This window comes from Chitinophaga oryziterrae (assembly GCF_009758125.1).
Lineage (GTDB): Bacteria > Bacteroidota > Bacteroidia > Chitinophagales > Chitinophagaceae > Chitinophaga > Chitinophaga oryziterrae.
Genome location: NZ_WRXO01000011.1, coordinates 204,062 through 223,238 on the forward strand (window position 1 = coordinate 204,062; position 19,177 = coordinate 223,238).

Below are 19,177 nucleotides of genomic sequence, written 5' to 3' on the forward strand. Positions count from 1 at the left end.
TTAGTTTTAACCCGATAAATTCCAAGTATGAAACGCATAACCCTCTTATGTACGTTGTTTTTCGCAGTGGCTATACACACTGCTACAGCCCAGAAAAAAAACTCTAAATTTTATCTCAAAGTAGCGGGCGGATATTACTTCAGTGTATTTCCTGGTCAGTTTCCCAAAGTAGGCCCTTACGAACCGCATGACGAACAAAAACAATACAGTTCGACAGACGGTACCACTACTGTAATTTCCGAGAAAGTACTCACAGGTTCTTATGGGGCCGGCGGCAGGGGAGGACTCTCCTTTGGATGGAATCTCAACAAGTACATGGCCGTAGAAGCTACTTTCAACTACTATCACAGTAAGAAAAACCTGATGACAAGGGAAGTGACTACATTGGCTGGCAGCAGCACAGTACTGGGAAAAATCGAATCTCATGGTTACGTAAATGCTGTAGACTTTGCACCAGGTTTCATTATTTCTCCCGGCTTTGAAAAAGTAAACCCGTATGTACGCATTGGTTTAGTTGTTCCATTATGGGGCCGGCTGAACATCGAAACAGACGCCAGCCAGAGTGGTTCTACTGTTTTAGGCGGACAAACACTGCTTACTCAAACAACCATCCATCGTGAAGAACAGGTGAAACCAAACATTACAATTGGATTTCAGGGTGCCGTGGGCGTAGCTTTCCCGGTCTCTCATAAGCTTGACATTTTTGTTGAAGCAGAGTACCGTAACATTCCTGTAAAGAGTAAGGAAAAAGAAGTAAAGGCTTACGATGAAAACACCAAAGTGATCAATCCTTCTACAGGCGCTGTAGTTGCTACGCAACACCGTGGCCTGGGAGATCTTTCCACTGCTGAAAGCCACACGAAATACGTAACCACTTTGGATCAGAGTTCCAATACACCTGTTAGTCAAACCGGTGCGAAAGTTACCTACAAACACGACGATCAGCCATCCAACGATCTTAAATCTTATATCAATATTGGTGGTTTAGGAGCAAACGCAGGTTTACGCTGGCACTTTTAATATCGCTGCGCGTAAGAAAAGACTGTCTCAAAAATAGCTAATACATTTTTGATATGTTTGCAGCAAAACATAATAAGCTCCGTCAGGAGCCCCGTTTTTGTAGCAACAATTTATCTTCTACATAATAGACTCCGTCAGAAGTCCCCTGATATTAGCAGCTATAGGGGGACTCCTGACGGAGTCCGTGTTTTGTTGTTCTATCTGTTTGCTACAAACACGAGGCTGACGGAGCCTGTTATGTGTATATCAATTTTATACTAATGAACGGATCACCTGTACCAGGGCAGTTTCCAGTTCTTTATCAATGATATTCCCTGCTGCATCCATCTTCGTACGAACAACAGGAATCGGCAGTTTATTTTCTTCTTTAATAATGGCAGACATGACAGTCAGTGTTTGCACAAGCGAGGCATTCGCTTTATCACCGCCAGTCGCAAGGGGAGAGGCGCTGATAACGGCCGTTGGCTTATCATAAAACTCCCCTGAAGAAACAATCCAATCCAGTGCATTCTTCAAAACGCCCGGCACCCCAAAAGCATATTCCGGCGTGCAAAAAATAACGGCATCCGCTTTCTTCAATTGCTCCCTGAGATCCTGCACTGCCACTACAGGTACAGCGCCTTCACCATCCAGCTCGGGACTAAAATACGGCAGTTTGTCCAAGCCTTCATACAGCGTAATTTTCACACCATCCGGCGCCAGCGCTGCACAGGCTTTTAAAATATTGGTATTAGAAGACGTATTCCTGAGGCTTCCTGAAATTGCCAGTATATGTTTGATCATGCCGCCAGATTATTTACTTTTTTTTTATTGGCAGCAACCGGTTGATCCAACTCGTACGGCCGGTTAAAAGCTTCCTGGGAAACTTTGAAATGACCGGCCAATACACGGATCACATCTTTGGATAATCCTTTTTTGTAGTGAAGGATATCAGAAAGATAACCCTTGCTGACGTCGAGAATACCCGCCACCGCCGTAGCATTTAAACCATGTTCGTGCATTAAGGATTGCAGGAGTTCTATAGGATCAAGCTCCATAAAAGTATTATGTTCCTCATCCCATTTTTCTATGAGTAAAGTGAGCAGATCAATTTCATCTTTTATGCCACTGCTTTTAGGCGTAGTATCCACAAGCTCTTCGAGAACTTTGCAGTATAATTTATACTGACTTTTACTTTTGATAACCTTATATTTTAAGCCTTCCATAACCAATAAATTATTTTTTGCCATTAATAAATACTTATAGAATATTGTCGTTTACTCTTACATAATTCATCGTACGCTGCATGCGTACCAATCCAGCACACAAATAAATGGACCTCTGTTTCTCCAAACGCATATTTACATATCATCCTGTAATGATTACCGCCCACATCAAAAATTACTCTGTTTGAGCCATTCCCTAATAAATCGGCGCTTCTGAATGTATGCCTGATGTCTGTCGTATTTTCCCAGTTTGCGAATTTAATTTTCTCCAGCCATTCTGTGAAAGAACTACGGCTGCCCGGGTGTAAATTTACAAACAATTCTATGCTCTGTTTTTTTACCAAATGAATTCTCATACAAAGATAGGTTAACTTTTTGAGTTCTCAAATAGAGAACAATTTTTTTTTCTTAAACACCGCCAAATTATTTTTTTATACCTAATAATGTGCTGTTCATTTTATTCATTTTGATTGCAGGACAGAATGCCTTTCGGTTTTAACGCCAACTGGTTGAAACGTGGTGAGAATTACACTAAAGATTTTATAGGAGCCCGGGTTTATACTGTATAGAAAATTGACTAACTGCTGTGTCATTTCAATCACATATTCGTACCTTAAAGATCAAAGGTATAAACCCACGCAGCTTCAAATACTCCTAATCTAAACCTTCCACCAGCCTGTCTTTCCCCTTTCCTTTTCTTCTTATAATTTATATTATGTTAAATAGAATATTCGGGGAATATCCTTGCATTAACTACCCAATTAACTACCCAATTAACTACCCAATAACCAAGTACTCCTTTAGCACAACCTTACCACTTCGATGACCTTATGTTAGATAGAGTATTCGGGGAATATCTTTACGTTAACTACCCAATAACCAAGTACTCCTTTAGCACAACCTTACCACTTCGATGACCTTATGTTAGATAGGATATTCGGGGAATAACTAACCAATAACTAAGATCCTTTTTAATATGACCACACTCCCTCGTTGTATTTTTTTTAACATTCACTACCGGGTTACCTTTCCCATATTCCCAGTATAAAATATAAACAACACACAATGCGCCCTTCACCATGTTTGCTGGTAATAATACCGGCCCTGACTCTCTTTGCCTGTTCACCATCATCCACCTTTCATGAACAAACGGCAACAGCTGATTCCACTACATTTTCAAATGAAATCACCACGCTGAATTCCCCCTCCAGGAAACGCGTACGAACTGCGGACGTACGTTGCCGTGTGAACAACGTGTTCCGCGCTGCATCGACCCTGGAACACATCGTAACCAGCATAGACGGCGTTATAGTAGAGAGTACTATGCAAAACGATTTTGGCGTAAGCAAAGAAATCCCTTACTCCGCAGATTCCTTAAAACGTATTCAGCTCTACTCACCCACCGCCAACCTTACCTTACGCGTACCTGCGGCCAAACTGGATTCCGTCGTGGAATCCCTCACTGCTATGGCTTCATTCATAGACTACCGTACGCTAAAAAGCCAGGATAAAACCCTGGACTATCTCTCAAATGCATTAAAGAACAACGAGCAGGGAAATGTGGAAGAAACCACACCACCGGTTGTTACCAAGAAAAAACCACTGGACATTATCGCTTATGAAGACAGGAAAAAAGAGAATATAATCGACCGTAAGATCGTTAACATGGCTATCCTGGATGACGTGAATTACGCTACATTCTCCGTACAATTATTCCAGTCGCAATTAGCAGACGTACAGGTAATCGTAAACCCTGACCGTGCCATCCGTGCCGGATTTGGTACAGAATTACTCACCGCCCTGCGTAACGGTGTAGATATCTTTAAAAACGTTTTACTATTCATCCTTCAGCTGTGGCCATTCCTGCTGCTGCTGGCCGGCGGATGGTTTGGCTATAGGAAACTGTCTGTATGATTCAGGCAGGTTGTCAAAAATATTAGTATATGCTAACAGACTCCGTCCGGAGTCCCCTGACATTAGTAATTTCAGGAGACTCCTGACGGAGTCTGTTATGTAGAAGATAGATTGTTGCTACAAACACGGGGGCCTGATGAAGCCTGTTATGTTTTACCGCAAACATATCGAAGATGTATCAGATGCTTTTAAATTATTCCCGGATAGTATTTTTATCACTTAACGCCATCCTTGCAATTTCATCTTTCCTTCTAAACACAACTCCGGGATGTTGTTTGATATAACGGAACAATTCATTGGTCGCCTTTACCATCTGAGGTGAACCTCCAATACGATCATGGAAACTCACAGACATCATTCTGCGCTTATGCGCAGACTCCTCATACAACTGATCAAACTCCATCTTCACCTGGTTCAGGAACTGATCTGTAGAAAACCATTGCCCGGCCACCAGTTGAATATCATTACATCGTAACGTATATGGTACTACGGCAAAATCTTTTTCATTCACCTGTATGATAAACGGCTCATCCCTGCTAAGGTCATCAATATGATAAATAAACCCCAGCTCCTGTAAAATCTTTAGTGTATTCTCACCACGTCTCAACCAGTTGGCGTTAAAACCGACCGGCGTAACCCCGGTTATATCTTTCACGGCATCTACCCCATCTTTAATAAACTTTCTCTCCTCCTCATAACTCATCGTATACTGGGTGGCCCAGTCTCTCCCATGCGCCGCTGCCTCATGCCCCCGTTGAACAATCTCTTTCGCCAGCGCAGGATTTTTAAGGACCGCAGAACCCACCATATGGGAAGTCACTTTAATTCCCAGTTTATCCCAGTTATCAAGCATACGTGGAATACCTTCCTTATACCCGTATTGATACCAGGTTTCTGCCGGAAAATCTTTAAACCCTTTCACCATATTCTGAGGGAAAGGGCTCTCTGCATTCTGTGGCTGTCCTCCGGCTTCAAACTGCATAGAAACGCTGACCACCAGCCTGGATCCATCTGCCCATGAAGTAGACGCAGCAGATGGACGCTCTTTAACCGTTCCTGCAATCACGGGGCTTACGATCCCTGCCATTCCCAGTAATCCCGCCGTTTTAAGAAACTCTTTTCTTGTTGTCATTTACCAATCAGTTTATCAAGTGAATACCCATTATAAGTACCCACATAGTTAAGTAATACCGCAAAAAATGCGGCGTGAATCAGTTGGGAAGGGATCGCATCCCAATTCTCGATCATAGCCGTTCCAAAGATCAGAAGGATCATCACCACGCCTCCTCCAATAAGAGAAACGCGGGTAAACAAACCCAGAATAAGCAGCAGGCCTATCAGGAACTCCGCCACGGGCAATGCATAACTAAAGGGCTCCACCAGCGCCGTTGGGATCATAGACTTCTCAAAGCTTCCGGTCATCCAGGCGCTGAACTTAGCCAGCTTAGGTAAACGTACCAGGCCATGACCAAACATGCTGGCGCCAATAGCCAGGCGCAGTATCAGAAATGTTGTAATGTTGTTTATCATAATGCATCAAATTTCAGACTTTTTAGCCTGCCGGTTCTTGTACAATCTTTGGATTATTCAGTACATTTACGGGATGTTACTGGAGAACTTATACCAGCCTTTTGAGGTAGAATACAGAGAGCTAACAGAGTGCCCTATAGAGCCACATAAGCACAACTTCTTCGAGATGGTGTACATTATTGAAGGAGACGGAATACAATGTGTAAATGATAACAAGCTGCCTTATGCTGCAGAAAAACTTTTCCTGCTAATGCCGCAGGACTGCCACTCCTTTGAAGTAAAAACAGTCACGAAATTTTTCTTTATCCGGTTTAATAATATCTATCTGAAAAACCAAAGCAAAGAATGGATAAAGAAAATGGAGTTTATTTTTCAGCATAATAACCACCTGCCCGGTTGTATATTAAAAAATAAGAACGATAAACCCCTTGTAAAATCTTTGGTAGAAGCAATTATCAGAGAGCAGGTAAACCAGCAGGTATATAACAAAGAACTGGTACAACAGATCGTAAATACCATTATTACAGTAGTGGCCAGGAACATCCTTACACAAACAGGATTACCTGTCAAAAATGACATGAGTATCCTGCACTATATCCATGAGAATATTTATGCCCCCGATATGATAAGAGCAGAGCAAATCGCTGCTCATTTCAACATCGCGCCCAATTATCTGAGTGAATATTTTAAAAGAAATAATGGAGAAGGATTACAGCAATACATCACCAATTACAAACTGAAGCTGGTAGAAGCCCGTTTGCAATACAGTGAATTACGTATAGGTGAAATTGCTTCAGAACTGGGATTTACAGACGAAAGCCATTTAAACCGGATCTTTAAAAAATATAAAGGTACCAGTCCTTCTGCCTATAGAAAAAGCCTTACTTAAAAGGATGCATATCAATCACCGTGTCATTCCTGTAGTAAGTCCCCAGTTGCGGAGTTCCGTTTTCATTATAGGTAATCGTCGGCCCATGTTTTTTCCCGCCTTTATAAAACTGTACAGCAGCAACTTTTTTCGTATAACTATATACCTTAACATATGAATATGCGGTATCATCTGTGTTCACATATGTTTCCGTTTTAAAGAAAACACCGCCTCCCCCCTGCTGTGTCTGGGTGAGTTTATAGTTAACAGTGTCCTCTAATGAATAAGGATCTTTATTATGATGTGCAGAACTGTTACATGCATACAGACTGGCAAGGAATAACGAAAAGGCGACTAATTGGAATTGCATACCGTGTTTTTATCACGACCAATCTATTAACTATTTTTCAAATAGAGAAAATTTAATCATTAACCGGGTATTAACAAAATCCTTCGCCGATTGAACTATTTTGCATCAGCGTGTGTTATTACTAAGATGCAAGATAACTATACAACTGTTTATGATTCCTTCTACGTTATTATCACCCTCAACCTGGTATCAGAAATTGCAAATGGACAACCCTGTACATTATGATCCTGATTTCAGATTTTATTTTGGAGCGAAGGGAGCCTGGCAGATATTTCGTTATAGAGATGCACAACGTGTACTGAGTGACTATGAAGTATTTTCCAACGAGTACATGCCAAAATCAGCAGACAACCTGCTGGGAAGTAATTTAAATCAAACGGATCCGCCACGCCATAAACAATTACGCGCTTTGGTGACAAAAGCCTTCGCCCCTTCCATGGTGGCCAGGCTCGAAGCCTGGATCTACAGGCTTTGTTATGAACTGATAGATCCCTGGCTAGATGCCGGAGAAATGAATTTTGTAAAGGACTTTTCCATACCGCTTCCTGGCAAAGTCACCGCTCATTTACTGGGTGTGCCTAACCAGGACCACGACCAGGTAAACGCATGGATCAATGCTATCGCCAGCGATCCGGCAGAAATAGAAATGGATGCATTTTTTCAGGCACAACAGGAAATGGGGCGACTTTTTATGACATTGCTGGAAGAAAGAAGGCAGACGCCTCAGGACGACCTCATTACACACCTGTTACAAGCTGAAATTGACGGGGAAAGACTCAGTACTGAAGATACCCTTGCATTTTGCATCGCACTGCTGATTGCCGGAAATGAAACAACAAATGGTTTCCTTGCCAACGCCATGTATACCTTCGCAGGTATGCCTGACGTTCAATCGCATTTAAACAGTAATATAAACGATATCCCGGATGCATTGAATGAAGTACTGCGCTTTCAGCCACCCGTAAAGACCATGTGCCGTATCGTACGTAAAGATGTAGAACTGGGAGGACAACACATTAAGAAAGGTGATATGGTAAATGTATGGCTGTCCGCAGCCAACAGAGACCCGGAAATATTCAGAGATCCGGAAATGTTCAACATGAAACGGGATAGTGGCAGGGCCCTTAGCTTCGGACACGGTGCGCACTATTGTATTGGAGCAATGCTGGCCAGAACAGAAGCAAGGATCGCTTTTGAGGTCATCTTCGGACACATGGAAAATATCAGGTTTAGCGCTGGTATGCCTCCTGTTCCGAATGTTAGCACAATTGTGGCAGGATTTCAGGATATGTACATTACATTTGATAAGAAACGAGCTTAATTAATACAGAACTATACAATATTTTAAATTGCAAGTATAATCAAGACCCCATCATCTGATCCAGGAAGCGTTGCTTGCATAGCATTATCTGAAATAAGGGAACACAAAAGGAACTATACTTGGCAAACTGGGAACTTGCTCTGATTATATGTTCCATATATGTAAATTATCCGGGCATGAACCTACTACAACTTATCATTACTTCTGGCTGCAGTAATGTGTTGGATGAGAACAAACAGCGTACGATACGCACAGTGAACCTAGTCTGCCTCACTACTGCGCTTATGTCAATTGCATTTGGCCTGGGTTGCTATTTTCTGATGGGAGGAGTATTGATTTATTTACCGGCAATTGTAGAGGCCATTCTGTTGTTGTCGATGATCTATGTTAATAAAGAAGGTTGGTTTTCCGCTGCCAGTATCGGCACTATCTTAATCAATAATCTCACCATTCAGTATTATAGCGCCGTCCTGGGAAGAGTAACAGAAGTGCATCTGCTGTTCATATTCCTTGTCGGATTATCTATGCTGATCTTTGATAATAAACGCCTTAGGATTATCAGCATCGGTATTACTGTTGCCTGTTTCCTGGCTGGCGAAATAAACATTTACAACGGTTATGTGCCCCGCCTGCTCGTATCTGCGGACGATCATTCAACTGCACAGTTTGTAATAAGATGGGTCACCATTCCAAGCATTCTTGGCCTGGACCTGATGGTTATTTATTACTATGTAAAAAACATTGACAGGCTAAGGAAAAACGAGCTGGAACACGTAGAGAATAAATTACGCCTGGCAAAAGAATATAACACAGAACTATTAAACCTCACAGCACAACTGGAAAAAGCAACAGATGCCAAAAGCATTTTCGTTCGTGAAACCAGTCATGAAATCCGCACTCCCTTGAACGCAATCTTTGGTATCAGTCAGTTACTGCAACTAAAGGTGGAACAAAATAAGTCCCTCGCCTCTATCCGTTTTCTCGCAGATCATTTATACGCTGCCAGCTATAACACAAAAGAAATTATCAATAATATCCTGGAATTTTCAAAAATAGAAGCAGGAAAACAGGATAAACCACAACCATCTGTTTTTAATATAAGGGACTGGATAGAAGAAACCGTCAACATGCACCAGTATGTTGCTATCGTAAAAAATGTAAGAATAAAATTCTCTGTTGATGATGAGATGCCTGAACAACTGAATGCCGATAAAGTACTACTCTCCAAAACACTCAATAATTTACTCTCTAATGCAATAAAATTTACTACACAGGACAGCCATGTTACTTTAAGGATTTTCTCCAGCAATAAAAAATGGTATATACAGGTCACAGACCAGGGAGCAGGTATCCCCGAAGATAAACTCCGTACCATTTTCGATGCATTCGTAACAGAAAGAAATATCTTCCTGGAAGGTACCGGCCTGGGACTACATATCACTCAGAAACTGGTAGAATCTTTACAGGGCCAAATTGAAGTATCCAGCATCATCGGAAAAGGCAGCACATTCACCGTCATCCTTCCATTAATTAAAGCAGGCAAATCAACAGAAAGCGATCCTGATATCAGGGCGGAACAATTTGTCAATCTCTGTGATACAACCATATTAATTATAGAAGATGATAAGATGAGCCAGTTGGTATTGTCCAGGTTCCTCTGCGGACTGGGAAGCAAGGTAATGCTGGCAGAAGACGGATTGGAAGGATTATTACTGGCTAAAGCCTCCAGACCGGATGTCATTATACTGGATTCCCACATTCCGGGCATGAGTGGAAAAGAAACCCTTGCCTGCATTCGTGAAGATGCCCTGTTGAAGGATATCCCTGTAATCGTTGCCAGCGGAGATCCGTTTAAAGAGGCTAGTGATGAACTGTTAAAAGCCGGTGCTAATGAATATATGATCAAACCAATAGAATTCAAAGCATTGCATTCCACACTCACCAAATATATAAAACAACGAATTACTCACCCCTGAGGACCAGGGGTGAGCGACCATTTCTTACACAATTTCTTCAAGTAATGTAAAATGGTATCTTGCCGTATCTTTGGTACTCCAGTCAATATTCCCCCGCATCATCACCGATAACGAATGAACGTACCGTTGCAATTCCGGGCCAAAAGAAGGTAGGCGTTTTGCCAGTTCCCGGAACTGCCTTACCTGTTTATCATGGATATTTACCGCTTCCTGTATCGCTTCTGCAAAGCTGCAGTCCCTCTTGTTTTTAATCAGCATCACAATATTCATTTCATCTCCCTGTTCTAACTCTTTATTGAAAGAGAAGAGATCGTTTGCCCAGCAGATAGTATTGCTGCACAGTTGTATGAGTTGCTGCACCGTAGCGTCCAGGAATACGTAATCAGGTAACCTGAAACCCTCAATAGCTTCCAGTAAGTAAGCAAAGAAACTCGCCCCGCTGAAAATGGGCCGCCATTTCATGTACTCTTCCAGTGAAGGCAGATGTAAATGATTAACATGTTCGATCCTCCATAGGTTAGCAGCAAATGCTTCCTGCAAACTTTCAATAAACCGTACCTGCCATCCCAGTGTGCCCAGCTTCCGGATTCTCTTCCAGAAATCGCTTACAGCGCTCAGTACAGGGCCTCCTTTCTCTAAAGAAATCTGTTTGTTGTGTTTCATGATGCCGATCAGGGCAGTCACGAGTTGTTCAAACTGGTCGCGTTGTTTAATCATCGAGGAGGCTTCATCATGCTCATCAAACTGATCATCCAGTATAAATAATAAGGTGTTGAGATCTGCTGCAATACTCAATGCATTCAGATCTGCATTAGGGAACATTCTCGCTACCATCCAGGTGAATTTCTGTTGGTGATAATGGTCCCAGGCAGCTTCGGAGGGTACTAACTGATGTTTATTCACCCAAAGCGAAGTGTGTTTGTCTGCTTTTTCTACAAATGGATTAATAGTGGACGGAAACGGGCTATACAAGCCAGGCAATTGCTGAGTGTACATGCATTATGATTTTGAGGTAATGAAATAGAGGGAAGTGGTAAATCTCAGAATAGGATTTCACCGGGATATCATTACTCATTGCATTTCATCAGACTTGCTGAATATACATCTTTAAACAGGAAAAATCAAAACTCTACCCATGCGATACATGCCTTTTTCTCCTCCCCTTTCCGTGTAATCATAATGGTTGTATAAATGGATTTATCATTCTGATAATCAGAGGCTCCCAGCATGCAATAATAACCCTTGAAGGTTTCAGGATTACCAAACAGGAAAAGCCTTTCCTGTGTTGTATCCGTACAACGGTAACATACAATATTTGCTTCTGTCAGATACCTCATTGGTTTCTTATCTGTGTAAGAACCACCGGGATCAAGATATTGCAGATAATCATTGAAAAGAATATAAGTACCATGAGCGGTTGGTAAATATTCATACGATAAATATGGCGTAGTATTCAATGCCTGGATGCGGTTGCGGAATATCCACTGTCCTTTCAGTTTGCGTTGCAGATACATAGGTTCGTACACACCATTAGCTATCTGCATTTTTACCAGCGAATAACCGGATTGATCCACTCCTGCGGTATCTATATGACGCACGCCGATATCATTCATGTTCGTATGCATCCTGTTCCATGCATTCGGGTTATTCCCCTGAGAAAATTCAGTCATACTTTCCAGCAATAAAGTGGCGCTGCCATCCCTGGCCGGCAGTAACAACTGCGGCTGACCAGGCGTCAGCATTGGCTGTGTATGTAACACTTGTAAAGTCCCTGCATCCAGGGAATTCATAAAGGTTGATCTACCATTCTTATTACTGCTGATCAGCAATAGCTGCAGGCGTTTTATAGCTGGTACGTATTGTAAAGATGCATGTACATCGGAGAAGTTAGCCGTATAAGGTAACAGCTGATGCGTAAAGGTGCTGTCACCGGTTTTCAGAGAAGAGACCACTACACAACTGGCAGTATCCCTGTTGTTTTTACGTAAGGCTGCCGTGGTGATGAACACCCGTTCTCCGCCCTGTACCGTCATGTCCAGAAAGGAGTAGTAAGGAAACTCCGGCAGGTAATAAGCCGCCTGCTGAACAAGTTGATGATCAGGTGAGAAAAGAGAGATCTGTATTCTCTCATGGCCATTTTCATTCCGCTGTAATTCTCCCCCTCCAAACATGGCTACCGCATAATACCCGCTATGAGGGTCTTTGGCGGTATAGAAATCGTGAGAAGCAAAGTTATTCTGTATAAAGACGTCCCTGTGTAATACAGTAGAGAGTTCTCCGAGTTTATCTTCCCTGAGCAACTTACCGTTCGTCCCATCCAGCACCAGTCTGAACATACATGGTTTGTATTTCACCAGTTGCTGCAGGAAGATCACCACCTGCCCGTTAATTGCATAAATCCCGTCTACTTCGGTATCGTTGATATTACCGGCATCCCATAAGGTACCAGTCACCGTTTCAGTAGCGGATACTTCGCGCTTTTGATTATACATCGTTACCTGTATCCCCAGTTTCTTGTCGAAATGCAGATAGCAGGTGTTTCCGTTATCCAGTAAAACTATCTTTTCGAAGCCTTCTCCTGGCTCGGGAAACGGCTGACTAAGCTGTACTTTAGGTACCTGGGCAAATAAGTGGGTGGAAATCAGCAAAACAAACAGACAGAAGTATTTCATAGGGATTCTTGTCATTCAGGCCGCAAATGTATAAATATTTTTCAAAATGTGTGCAATTGGGCCTCATTTACACCCCTCTCGTCCCTTTTTCCTTTTTGGTTTTAAGCCTTTTCTTATATTTATGGCCATTTCCAAACAAACGTGCAATGAATATTAACAAAATTGTCTTTTTATCCTGCTTATTCTGGGTCTGCTGCATCGGAGCGGGTGTAGCGCAAACTACCTCAAAATATGACCAGCATGAAGCATTTGCCCCCCTTTTTTATCCCACCAACGGTAACGAATATCGCAGTGCCGGCGGAGCGCCAGGAAATAAATACTGGCAGAACCACGCCGATTACGTACTGAACGTTACCCTGGATACCGCTAAACATCGTGTAAGCGGTTCCGCTTTGATAAAATATAAAAACAACAGCCCCGACGAGCTTCCTTTTCTCTGGCTGCAACTGGATCAGAACATATACAAATCTGATTCCCGCGGTACCGCTACTTCCTTTGTGAATGGTGGCCGTTTTGCTACCAGCAAATTCACTGATGGCAGTGAAATCAGGTCCGTAAGTGTTATCAGCAACGGAAAACCATTAACAGTTAAATACATCATCAACGATACCCGTATGCAGATTCAGTTGCCACAGGCTTTAAAAGCTAATGGCGGTGCATTGGATATCAAAATAGAATACGCTTTCAGTATTCCGCAGGAAGGTACCGACCGTATGGGCCGCCTGCTGACCCGCAATGGCTGGGTATATGAAGTGGCGCAATGGTATCCCCGTATGGAAGTATACGACGATATCCTGGGCTGGAACTCTATCCCTTACCAGGGCGCTGCAGAGTTCTACCTTGAATATGGCGACTTTGACTACACCATTACCGCTCCTGCCGGTCTGATCGTAGTAGGTTCCGGCCTGCTGCAGAATGAAGCACAGGTACTGACGCCTAAACAATTACAAAGCCTGGCGAAAGCGCGTACAAGCGAAACTACCGTGAACATCCGCGATAGCAGCGAAGCTGCACTGGGTACCAAACAAAAGGGGAACCTTACCTGGCACTTTGCCTGTAAGAATGCCCGCGACGTTTCCTGGGCTGCTTCCAAAGCATTCATCTGGGACGCTGCACGCATCAACCTGCCAAGTGGTAAAAAAGCCCTGGCACAGTCTGTATATCCTGTAGAAAGCATGATGTCTTCCAATGGCTGGCAGCGTTCTACCGAATTCGTAAAAGGTTGTATCGAAATCTACTCTAACCAATGGTTTGAATATACCTATCCGGTTGCTACCAACGTAGGTGGTATCGTAGGCGGTATGGAATATCCCGGCATCGTATTCTGTTCTTACAGAAGCACAGGTGGCGGTTTATGGAACGTGACCGACCACGAATTTGGTCATAACTGGTTCCCGATGATAGTGGGTTCCAACGAAAGGAAATATGCCTGGATGGATGAAGGTTTCAATACTTTCATCAACCATGGCTCTGGTAAAGTCTTCAATAAAGGAGAGTTTAACCAGAAGATGATCAACCAGAACATGGGCCGCGCTGTTTATGGTACAGACCCGATCATGTCTACTCCGGATGTCATCCAGAGCAGCTACCTTGGTATCGCAGCCTACTACAAACCTGCTATGGGGCTGGAGATCCTGCGCGATCAAATCCTTGGTAAAGAACGTTTTGAACTGGCTTTCCGCACTTATATCAAACGCTGGGCATTCAAACACCCTACTCCGTGGGACTTCTTCCGTACTATGGAAAACGTAGGTGGTGAAGACCTCAGCTGGTTCTGGCGTGGCTGGTTCCTCAACAACTGGAAACTGGACCAGGCGGTGAAAGGGGTGAAATACGTAGACAATGACGCATCTAAAGGTGCTCTGATCACTATTGAAAACCTGGAACAACTGGCATTACCTGTTGTAGTGGCTATCACAGACAGCAAAGGGAATACAGATACAGTGAAACTGCCGGCAGAAATCTGGCAGCGTGGCGGTACCTGGACTTTCAGACATAACTCTACATCCAGGCTCACTAAAGTAGTAATAGACCCTGAGAAAGCTTTCCCCGATGCAGATCCTTCCAACAACACCTGGGCAGGAGAATCCAAGAAAGCACCAGCGGGCCTGACTGCTAAAGATGTCATCAACAATTACCTCAATGCTATTGGCGGTGCGGATAAGTTGAAAGCGATAAAAGATATGTCCATGTCTGCTACCGGTAGTGTACAGGGTACAGATATCCAGATGACAAGGAAATTCAAAGCACCGGATAAATACCTGCTGGACGTTTTCATCCCTGCGATGGATACACATGCCAGCAAAATACTCATCAGCGGCGATAGCGTGAAAATGATTCAGATGGGCAACGCTGTACCGGTAGACGCTGCGACAAGGCAGAAAATGAAAGCTAACCAGCAGATAGTACCTGAACTCAGCTACCTGACTGATGGTTCTACTTTTACATTATCTCCTGATATTGCTACAGATGATACGGGTAATGATAGTTACGTGGTAACTGTTACAGCTCCCGACGGACAAACCATTGTATTGTATTATGATGTAAAAACCGGTTACCGTGTAAAAACTGAAACCCATGTAGGCGACCAGGTTGCTTCTGTTGTGGAATCAAGCGATTACAGAGATGTAGCGGGTATCAAATTCCCTTATTCTCTTAAGAACTTCATCAGCGGTCAGGAACTGAACTTCAAAGTGACAGACCTCAAAGTGAATAGCGGTCTTAGTGATGAAGAGTTTAAATAATTAAAGTAAGTACATTATATAGTTAGAGGGACTGGCAAATGATGCCAGTCCCTTTTTTCATGGCATAATCCGCTGTAGCGGCCGGTAGTAGTGAGAATTAAAGTTGTCAAGAAATCGTTAGTAATAATTTATTAATGCAGGATATAATTGATTATCAATACATTTAAAAAATATATAAATTTTCTGCTTGGTTATGTTTAAAATTATTTTATATATTTAATGGTATTGTTGTGCGGGAATAGCAGAAACCCTCCCGGACATTAGATTGGAGATCCCTTCGTAGCATCAGATTGGTTTGGAGTGTTAACTTGATAAATAAGAATAAATTTTAATCATATAATCCTGCTATCATGAAAGTATTACCCATCAGCTTTCCCAGCGTTTTTGAAACGGCGTATGGCAACACTGAGAATTCAGCCAAAGACCTGCTGAATGGTTTGAAAATAAAGAAAGATGAGAACTGGTATATTGTTGGAAACCTGGCCAGAAGAGGTGGTATAAATCCCGGAAGAATCACGAATGCTACCCCACAGGAAGACGATTATGAAATCCTCTTCAAAGCGGCCCTGGTAAATGTATTAGACAAAGTACAGCAACCACTGTCGATCACTATGGGATTCCCTTTTTCCACTTATAATATTTACAAAAGCGCGGCAGAACAATTCCTCACCAAGCGTCACTTCCTCATAGAATACGATACTCATACTTTTAATAATAAAGGCACCGTTAAAAAAGGGATGCTGGATATAGAACGTTTTGAAGTAATCCCTGAAATAGTAGGTGGTATTATTGGCTTAAAGAAAACAGTCAATGATCCTAAACTGGAGAATTTCATCGCTGTGAGCTTTGGTTTTGGTACCATCGAAGGTGGTATGGCTACGGCAGACGGGTTAATTAACCGTACCTGCTTCAGCTCTCATGGTATCAAGTATGCGATTAATAACCTGGCGCGTGAACTGAACAAACAGTATTACCTGGATATGAAGAATGAACATCAGCTGGATGAAGCCTTCATGAAAGGATCTATATTCACGAACCGTAAGCGGATAGACCTCAAGGATATACGTAAGGCTTTATTAACGCATTACTATAAAGAAGTAGTGTCTCCATTGATGCGCAATTATTTCAGTGATCAGGATTATGAAAATTGCAGCAAAATCTACCTGATGGGTGGTGGCGCTCATTATAAGGAACTTACAGATTGTTTCATCGAAGAATTCAGGGACTTTATCCCCGTAGAAGTGGCGCCGGAACCGGAAAACCTGGTGAGTGCAGGTTACCTGTATAACTCGCTCAGGATTTCTGATGATAAGCACCTGCGCAGTGTAGGGCTTGATCTAGGCAATGCCTCCTCTATTATCTCTGTTTTTGAAGAAGGAACCCCATCTGTTGGCCCAAATCTATGACGTGTCTGCTATAATTGAAATATTTAGAAAGGCCTTCCGCAAAGGCATGTTCCTGATACCAGAACAGGTATCAGTACAGGGTACTATTGAATCTCCCCTTCCCGGGCGTGTAGACGGAAATGTGCGCGGTGATGTAAATACCACTGGTATGCTTATTATCGGTAAAACCGGGAACATCCGTGGTAATATCCACGCTACAGATTTGATTGCCTATGGAAGAGTGTTCGGGGATATTTTTGTAAGTAATAAAGCTGTGATCAGTAACAAAGCTTATATAAAAGGAGATATCACGGCATTAATCCTTGAGGTAGAAGAGGAAGCGGTTATTGAAGGCGCCATCCGCAAAAACGTGGCTGATCCTGAAACGATTATTCCCCTTGATCCTGAAAGCGAAGCAGATAATAATCCTGCTCCCGCTACTGATGAAGACGAGAAAACCACTACCTGGTTTTAATAATAGAAAAAGGCTCCATTGGAGCCTTTTTCTATACAATTACAATTAGCTTATAGTAAAAGTGCGCGGTTAATATGCCTCATCCATGCTTCAGGTATGAAGAAGCCCTGTCAGATCAATGTCTTGGTTTAGCTCTTTCGTACTGTATCGGCCACTTTAGACTCTCATCTTTCAATGCATGTGCAGCATGTATAGGGAAATAAGGGTCCCTCAGCATTTCTCTTGCCATAATTACCAGGTCAGCTTTGCCTTCACTGATAATAGACTCGGCCTCTGCGGCAGTAGTGATCAAACCTACAGCACCGGTTTTAATACCTGTTTCCTTACGTATATGTTCCGCAAAGGGCGTCTGGTACAAAGGACCTACTGTTATTTTCTGATGAATAGCCAGTCCGCCGGAAGAGCAGTCAATCAGATCTACGCCCTTATCTTTCAGGATAGCAGCCAGTTTGGTAGATTCTTCCAGGTTCCATCCGCCATCAGCCCAGTCGGTAGCTGAAATGCGTACGAACAAAGGATGATCTGCCGGCCAGACTTCACGCACAGCTGCTACTACAGATAGCAATACTTTGATCCTGTTCTCAAAACTACCGCCATATTCATCTGTACGATGATTACTTAAGGGAGATAAAAACTCATGAATGAGATAGCCATGCGCTGCATGGATCTCTATGACCTGGAAACCTGCTTCTAAAGAACGTTTCGCCGCTGCTTTAAAATCGGCCACTACCTGGTGAATACCTTCAGTGGTTAATGCGACAGGCATACCATAGTGTTCTGAGAAAGGAATAGCGCTGGGGGCATAGATTTCTTTCCAGCCGCCTTCTTCAGGTGGAATTACTTTACTTCCTTTCCAGGGTACGGTCGTACTCGATTTACGTCCGGCATGTGCCAGTTGTATACCTGCTGCGCAGCCCTGTTCTTTTATAAATTGTGTGATGTTGCGGAGATTGGTGATATGCGCATCATCCCATATCCCAAGGTCTGAAGGAGATATGCGTCCTTCCGGAGATACTGCCGCCGCTTCTGTGATGATCAATCCGGCCCCACCTACCGCTCTGCTGCCCAGGTGTACCATATGCCAGTTATTGGCAAATCCGTTCTCAGCGCTGTATTCGCACATCGGCGATACAACAATCCTGTTTTTAAGTGTAACTGCTCCTATCTGTAAGGGAGTAAACAATGCCGCCATAAATCCATTTTTTGTATCTCGAATTTAGGCAAAAAAAAGATCCCGGCATTTGCCGGGACCTTTCTAATTAAGTGTATGAAAAAGCGAGCTTAGTCGATACGTCTAACGTTAACGGCATTCATACCTTTCCTACCTTCCTGCAGTTCAAACTCAACTTTGTCATCTGCCTGGATCTCGTGTACAAGACCGTTTACGTGTACAAAAGTTTCTTTATTGGATTCATCATGCTTGATAAAACCAAATCCTTTTGTCTCGTTAAAGAACTTTACAGTTCCTTGAAATTTTGTGTTCATTTGTGTAAAATTATAAATTTGTAAAGGTCAAAGGTAAGGGTTATATATTCCTGCGCCAAATAAAAATAATCTTTAATGGTTATTGTCATTTAATTTAACATTAACACATTTATAACATTTGTATATATAAGCAGTAATACGTACATTGTGCTATATAACAAAGTGGAATGCAATTTTTTTTGATTCGTATAATAACTAGTGTCCTTTCAAAT

18 protein-coding genes are annotated in these 19,177 nt (G+C 42.7%); 8 read left to right on the forward strand and 10 right to left on the reverse strand.

Annotation, left to right across the window (positions count from 1 at the left end):
* The first annotated feature begins 27 nt into the window (after positions 1 to 27).
* On the forward strand, positions 28 to 1,020 hold the full coding sequence (locus GO495_RS28095) for an outer membrane beta-barrel protein (RefSeq protein WP_157303277.1): 993 nt from the start codon (positions 28 to 30) through the stop codon (positions 1,018 to 1,020).
* A 252-nt stretch (positions 1,021 to 1,272) separates the two neighbouring features.
* Here the strand turns inward: GO495_RS28095 and GO495_RS28100 are convergent, their stop codons facing one another.
* Genes GO495_RS28100 through GO495_RS28110 form a run of 3 tightly spaced genes read right to left on the reverse strand, consistent with a single transcriptional unit; the run spans position 1,273 to position 2,581 of the window.
* Positions 1,273 to 1,803, reverse strand: a complete 531-nt coding sequence (locus GO495_RS28100) for an NADPH-dependent FMN reductase (protein WP_157303278.1) — start codon at positions 1,801 to 1,803, stop codon at positions 1,273 to 1,275.
* Positions 1,800 to 2,225, reverse strand: coding sequence for a helix-turn-helix domain-containing protein (locus GO495_RS28105; protein ID WP_157303279.1), 426 nt, complete (start codon positions 2,223 to 2,225; stop codon positions 1,800 to 1,802). The genes GO495_RS28100 and GO495_RS28105 overlap by 4 nt, the downstream gene beginning before the upstream one ends.
* A 23-nt stretch (positions 2,226 to 2,248) precedes the next feature.
* Positions 2,249 to 2,581, reverse strand: a complete 333-nt coding sequence (locus tag GO495_RS28110) for a type II toxin-antitoxin system HigB family toxin (RefSeq protein WP_157303280.1) — start codon at positions 2,579 to 2,581, stop codon at positions 2,249 to 2,251.
* 709 nt (positions 2,582 to 3,290) lie between these two features.
* Between GO495_RS28110 and GO495_RS28115 the strand changes: the two genes are divergently transcribed.
* Positions 3,291 to 4,139 (forward strand): DUF4349 domain-containing protein, encoded by an 849-nt coding sequence (locus tag GO495_RS28115; RefSeq protein ID WP_157303281.1) that lies wholly within the window; start codon positions 3,291 to 3,293, stop codon positions 4,137 to 4,139.
* 193 nt (positions 4,140 to 4,332) lie between these two features.
* Here the strand turns inward: GO495_RS28115 and GO495_RS28120 are convergent, their stop codons facing one another.
* Both GO495_RS28120 and GO495_RS28125 read right to left on the reverse strand, forming a co-directional pair.
* Positions 4,333 to 5,271 carry a polysaccharide deacetylase family protein gene (locus GO495_RS28120; protein WP_157303282.1) on the reverse strand — a complete coding sequence of 313 codons (939 nt, stop codon included), beginning with the start codon at positions 5,269 to 5,271 and terminating at the stop codon, positions 4,333 to 4,335.
* Positions 5,268 to 5,669 (reverse strand): DoxX family membrane protein, encoded by a 402-nt coding sequence (locus tag GO495_RS28125; protein ID WP_157303283.1) that lies wholly within the window; start codon positions 5,667 to 5,669, stop codon positions 5,268 to 5,270. The genes GO495_RS28120 and GO495_RS28125 overlap by 4 nt, the downstream gene beginning before the upstream one ends.
* 73 nt (positions 5,670 to 5,742) lie before the next feature.
* On the opposite strand from GO495_RS28125, the gene GO495_RS28130 reads away from it, so the two are divergent.
* Positions 5,743 to 6,558, forward strand: a complete 816-nt coding sequence (locus GO495_RS28130; RefSeq protein ID WP_157303284.1) for an AraC family transcriptional regulator — start codon at positions 5,743 to 5,745, stop codon at positions 6,556 to 6,558.
* On the opposite strand, the gene GO495_RS28135 is transcribed toward GO495_RS28130, so the two are convergent.
* Positions 6,551 to 6,907, reverse strand: a complete 357-nt coding sequence (locus tag GO495_RS28135; RefSeq protein WP_157303285.1) for a toxin-antitoxin system YwqK family antitoxin — start codon at positions 6,905 to 6,907, stop codon at positions 6,551 to 6,553. The genes GO495_RS28130 and GO495_RS28135 overlap by 8 nt on opposite strands.
* 151 nt (positions 6,908 to 7,058) lie before the next feature.
* Here GO495_RS28135 and GO495_RS28140 point away from each other — a divergent pair, with 151 nt between their 5' ends.
* Both GO495_RS28140 and GO495_RS28145 read left to right on the forward strand, forming a co-directional pair.
* A complete protein-coding gene (locus GO495_RS28140) occupies positions 7,059 to 8,228 on the forward strand; it encodes a cytochrome P450 (protein ID WP_157303286.1) in 1,170 nt (389 codons plus the stop codon).
* A 176-nt stretch (positions 8,229 to 8,404) separates the two neighbouring features.
* Entirely contained in the window at positions 8,405 to 10,204 is a 1,800-nt protein-coding gene (locus GO495_RS28145; protein ID WP_157303287.1) for an ATP-binding protein, read from the forward strand.
* A gap of 24 nt (positions 10,205 to 10,228) precedes the next feature.
* On the opposite strand, the gene GO495_RS28150 is transcribed toward GO495_RS28145, so the two are convergent.
* Positions 10,229 to 11,200 carry a terpene synthase family protein gene (locus GO495_RS28150; protein WP_157303288.1) on the reverse strand — a complete coding sequence of 324 codons (972 nt, stop codon included), beginning with the start codon at positions 11,198 to 11,200 and terminating at the stop codon, positions 10,229 to 10,231.
* A 125-nt stretch (positions 11,201 to 11,325) separates the two neighbouring features.
* Entirely contained in the window at positions 11,326 to 12,876 is a 1,551-nt protein-coding gene (locus GO495_RS28155) for a hypothetical protein (protein WP_157303289.1), read from the reverse strand.
* A 146-nt stretch (positions 12,877 to 13,022) separates the two neighbouring features.
* Between GO495_RS28155 and GO495_RS28160 the strand changes: the two genes are divergently transcribed.
* The 3 genes from GO495_RS28160 (at position 13,023) to GO495_RS28170 (ending at position 17,480) form a co-directional block, all read left to right on the forward strand.
* The gene (locus GO495_RS28160) at positions 13,023 to 15,620 is read left to right on the forward strand and encodes a M1 family metallopeptidase (protein WP_170302735.1); all 2,598 of its coding nucleotides are present in this window, start codon (positions 13,023 to 13,025) and stop codon (positions 15,618 to 15,620) included.
* A 350-nt stretch (positions 15,621 to 15,970) separates the two neighbouring features.
* Positions 15,971 to 17,026 carry a ParM/StbA family protein gene (locus tag GO495_RS28165; RefSeq protein WP_157303290.1) on the forward strand — a complete coding sequence of 352 codons (1,056 nt, stop codon included), beginning with the start codon at positions 15,971 to 15,973 and terminating at the stop codon, positions 17,024 to 17,026.
* Position 17,027: 1 nt separating this feature from the next.
* Entirely contained in the window at positions 17,028 to 17,480 is a 453-nt protein-coding gene (locus GO495_RS28170; protein ID WP_157303291.1) for a polymer-forming cytoskeletal protein, read from the forward strand.
* Positions 17,481 to 17,595: 115 nt separating this feature from the next.
* Here GO495_RS28170 and namA read toward each other — a convergent pair whose 3' ends face one another.
* Positions 17,596 to 18,672 carry an NADPH dehydrogenase NamA gene (gene namA, locus GO495_RS28175; RefSeq protein WP_157303292.1) on the reverse strand — a complete coding sequence of 359 codons (1,077 nt, stop codon included), beginning with the start codon at positions 18,670 to 18,672 and terminating at the stop codon, positions 17,596 to 17,598.
* A gap of 89 nt (positions 18,673 to 18,761) precedes the next feature.
* Complete coding sequence (locus GO495_RS28180) at positions 18,762 to 18,965, reverse strand: cold-shock protein (protein WP_089787941.1); 204 nt, start codon at positions 18,963 to 18,965, stop codon at positions 18,762 to 18,764.
* Between the last annotated feature and the right edge of the window lie 212 nt (positions 18,966 to 19,177).

Bases quoted from the DNA above. Each gene is read 5' to 3' on its own strand.
- GO495_RS28095 (WP_157303277.1), top strand. From the start codon at position 28: ATGAAACGCATAACCCTCTTATGTACGTTGTTTTTCGCAGTGGCTATA.
- GO495_RS28100 (WP_157303278.1), bottom strand. From the start codon at position 1,803: ATGATCAAACATATACTGGCAATTTCAGGAAGCCTCAGGAATACGTCT.
- GO495_RS28105 (WP_157303279.1), bottom strand. From the start codon at position 2,225: ATGGAAGGCTTAAAATATAAGGTTATCAAAAGTAAAAGTCAGTATAAA.
- GO495_RS28110 (WP_157303280.1), bottom strand. From the start codon at position 2,581: ATGAGAATTCATTTGGTAAAAAAACAGAGCATAGAATTGTTTGTAAAT.
- GO495_RS28115 (WP_157303281.1), top strand. From the start codon at position 3,291: ATGCGCCCTTCACCATGTTTGCTGGTAATAATACCGGCCCTGACTCTC.
- GO495_RS28120 (WP_157303282.1), bottom strand. From the start codon at position 5,271: ATGACAACAAGAAAAGAGTTTCTTAAAACGGCGGGATTACTGGGAATG.
- GO495_RS28125 (WP_157303283.1), bottom strand. From the start codon at position 5,669: ATGATAAACAACATTACAACATTTCTGATACTGCGCCTGGCTATTGGC.
- GO495_RS28130 (WP_157303284.1), top strand. From the start codon at position 5,743: ATGTTACTGGAGAACTTATACCAGCCTTTTGAGGTAGAATACAGAGAG.
- GO495_RS28135 (WP_157303285.1), bottom strand. From the start codon at position 6,907: ATGCAATTCCAATTAGTCGCCTTTTCGTTATTCCTTGCCAGTCTGTAT.
- GO495_RS28140 (WP_157303286.1), top strand. From the start codon at position 7,059: ATGATTCCTTCTACGTTATTATCACCCTCAACCTGGTATCAGAAATTG.
- GO495_RS28145 (WP_157303287.1), top strand. From the start codon at position 8,405: ATGAACCTACTACAACTTATCATTACTTCTGGCTGCAGTAATGTGTTG.
- GO495_RS28150 (WP_157303288.1), bottom strand. From the start codon at position 11,200: ATGTACACTCAGCAATTGCCTGGCTTGTATAGCCCGTTTCCGTCCACT.
- GO495_RS28155 (WP_157303289.1), bottom strand. From the start codon at position 12,876: ATGAAATACTTCTGTCTGTTTGTTTTGCTGATTTCCACCCACTTATTT.
- GO495_RS28160 (WP_170302735.1), top strand. From the start codon at position 13,023: ATGAATATTAACAAAATTGTCTTTTTATCCTGCTTATTCTGGGTCTGC.
- GO495_RS28165 (WP_157303290.1), top strand. From the start codon at position 15,971: ATGAAAGTATTACCCATCAGCTTTCCCAGCGTTTTTGAAACGGCGTAT.
- namA (WP_157303292.1), bottom strand. From the start codon at position 18,672: ATGGCGGCATTGTTTACTCCCTTACAGATAGGAGCAGTTACACTTAAA.
- GO495_RS28180 (WP_089787941.1), bottom strand. From the start codon at position 18,965: ATGAACACAAAATTTCAAGGAACTGTAAAGTTCTTTAACGAGACAAAA.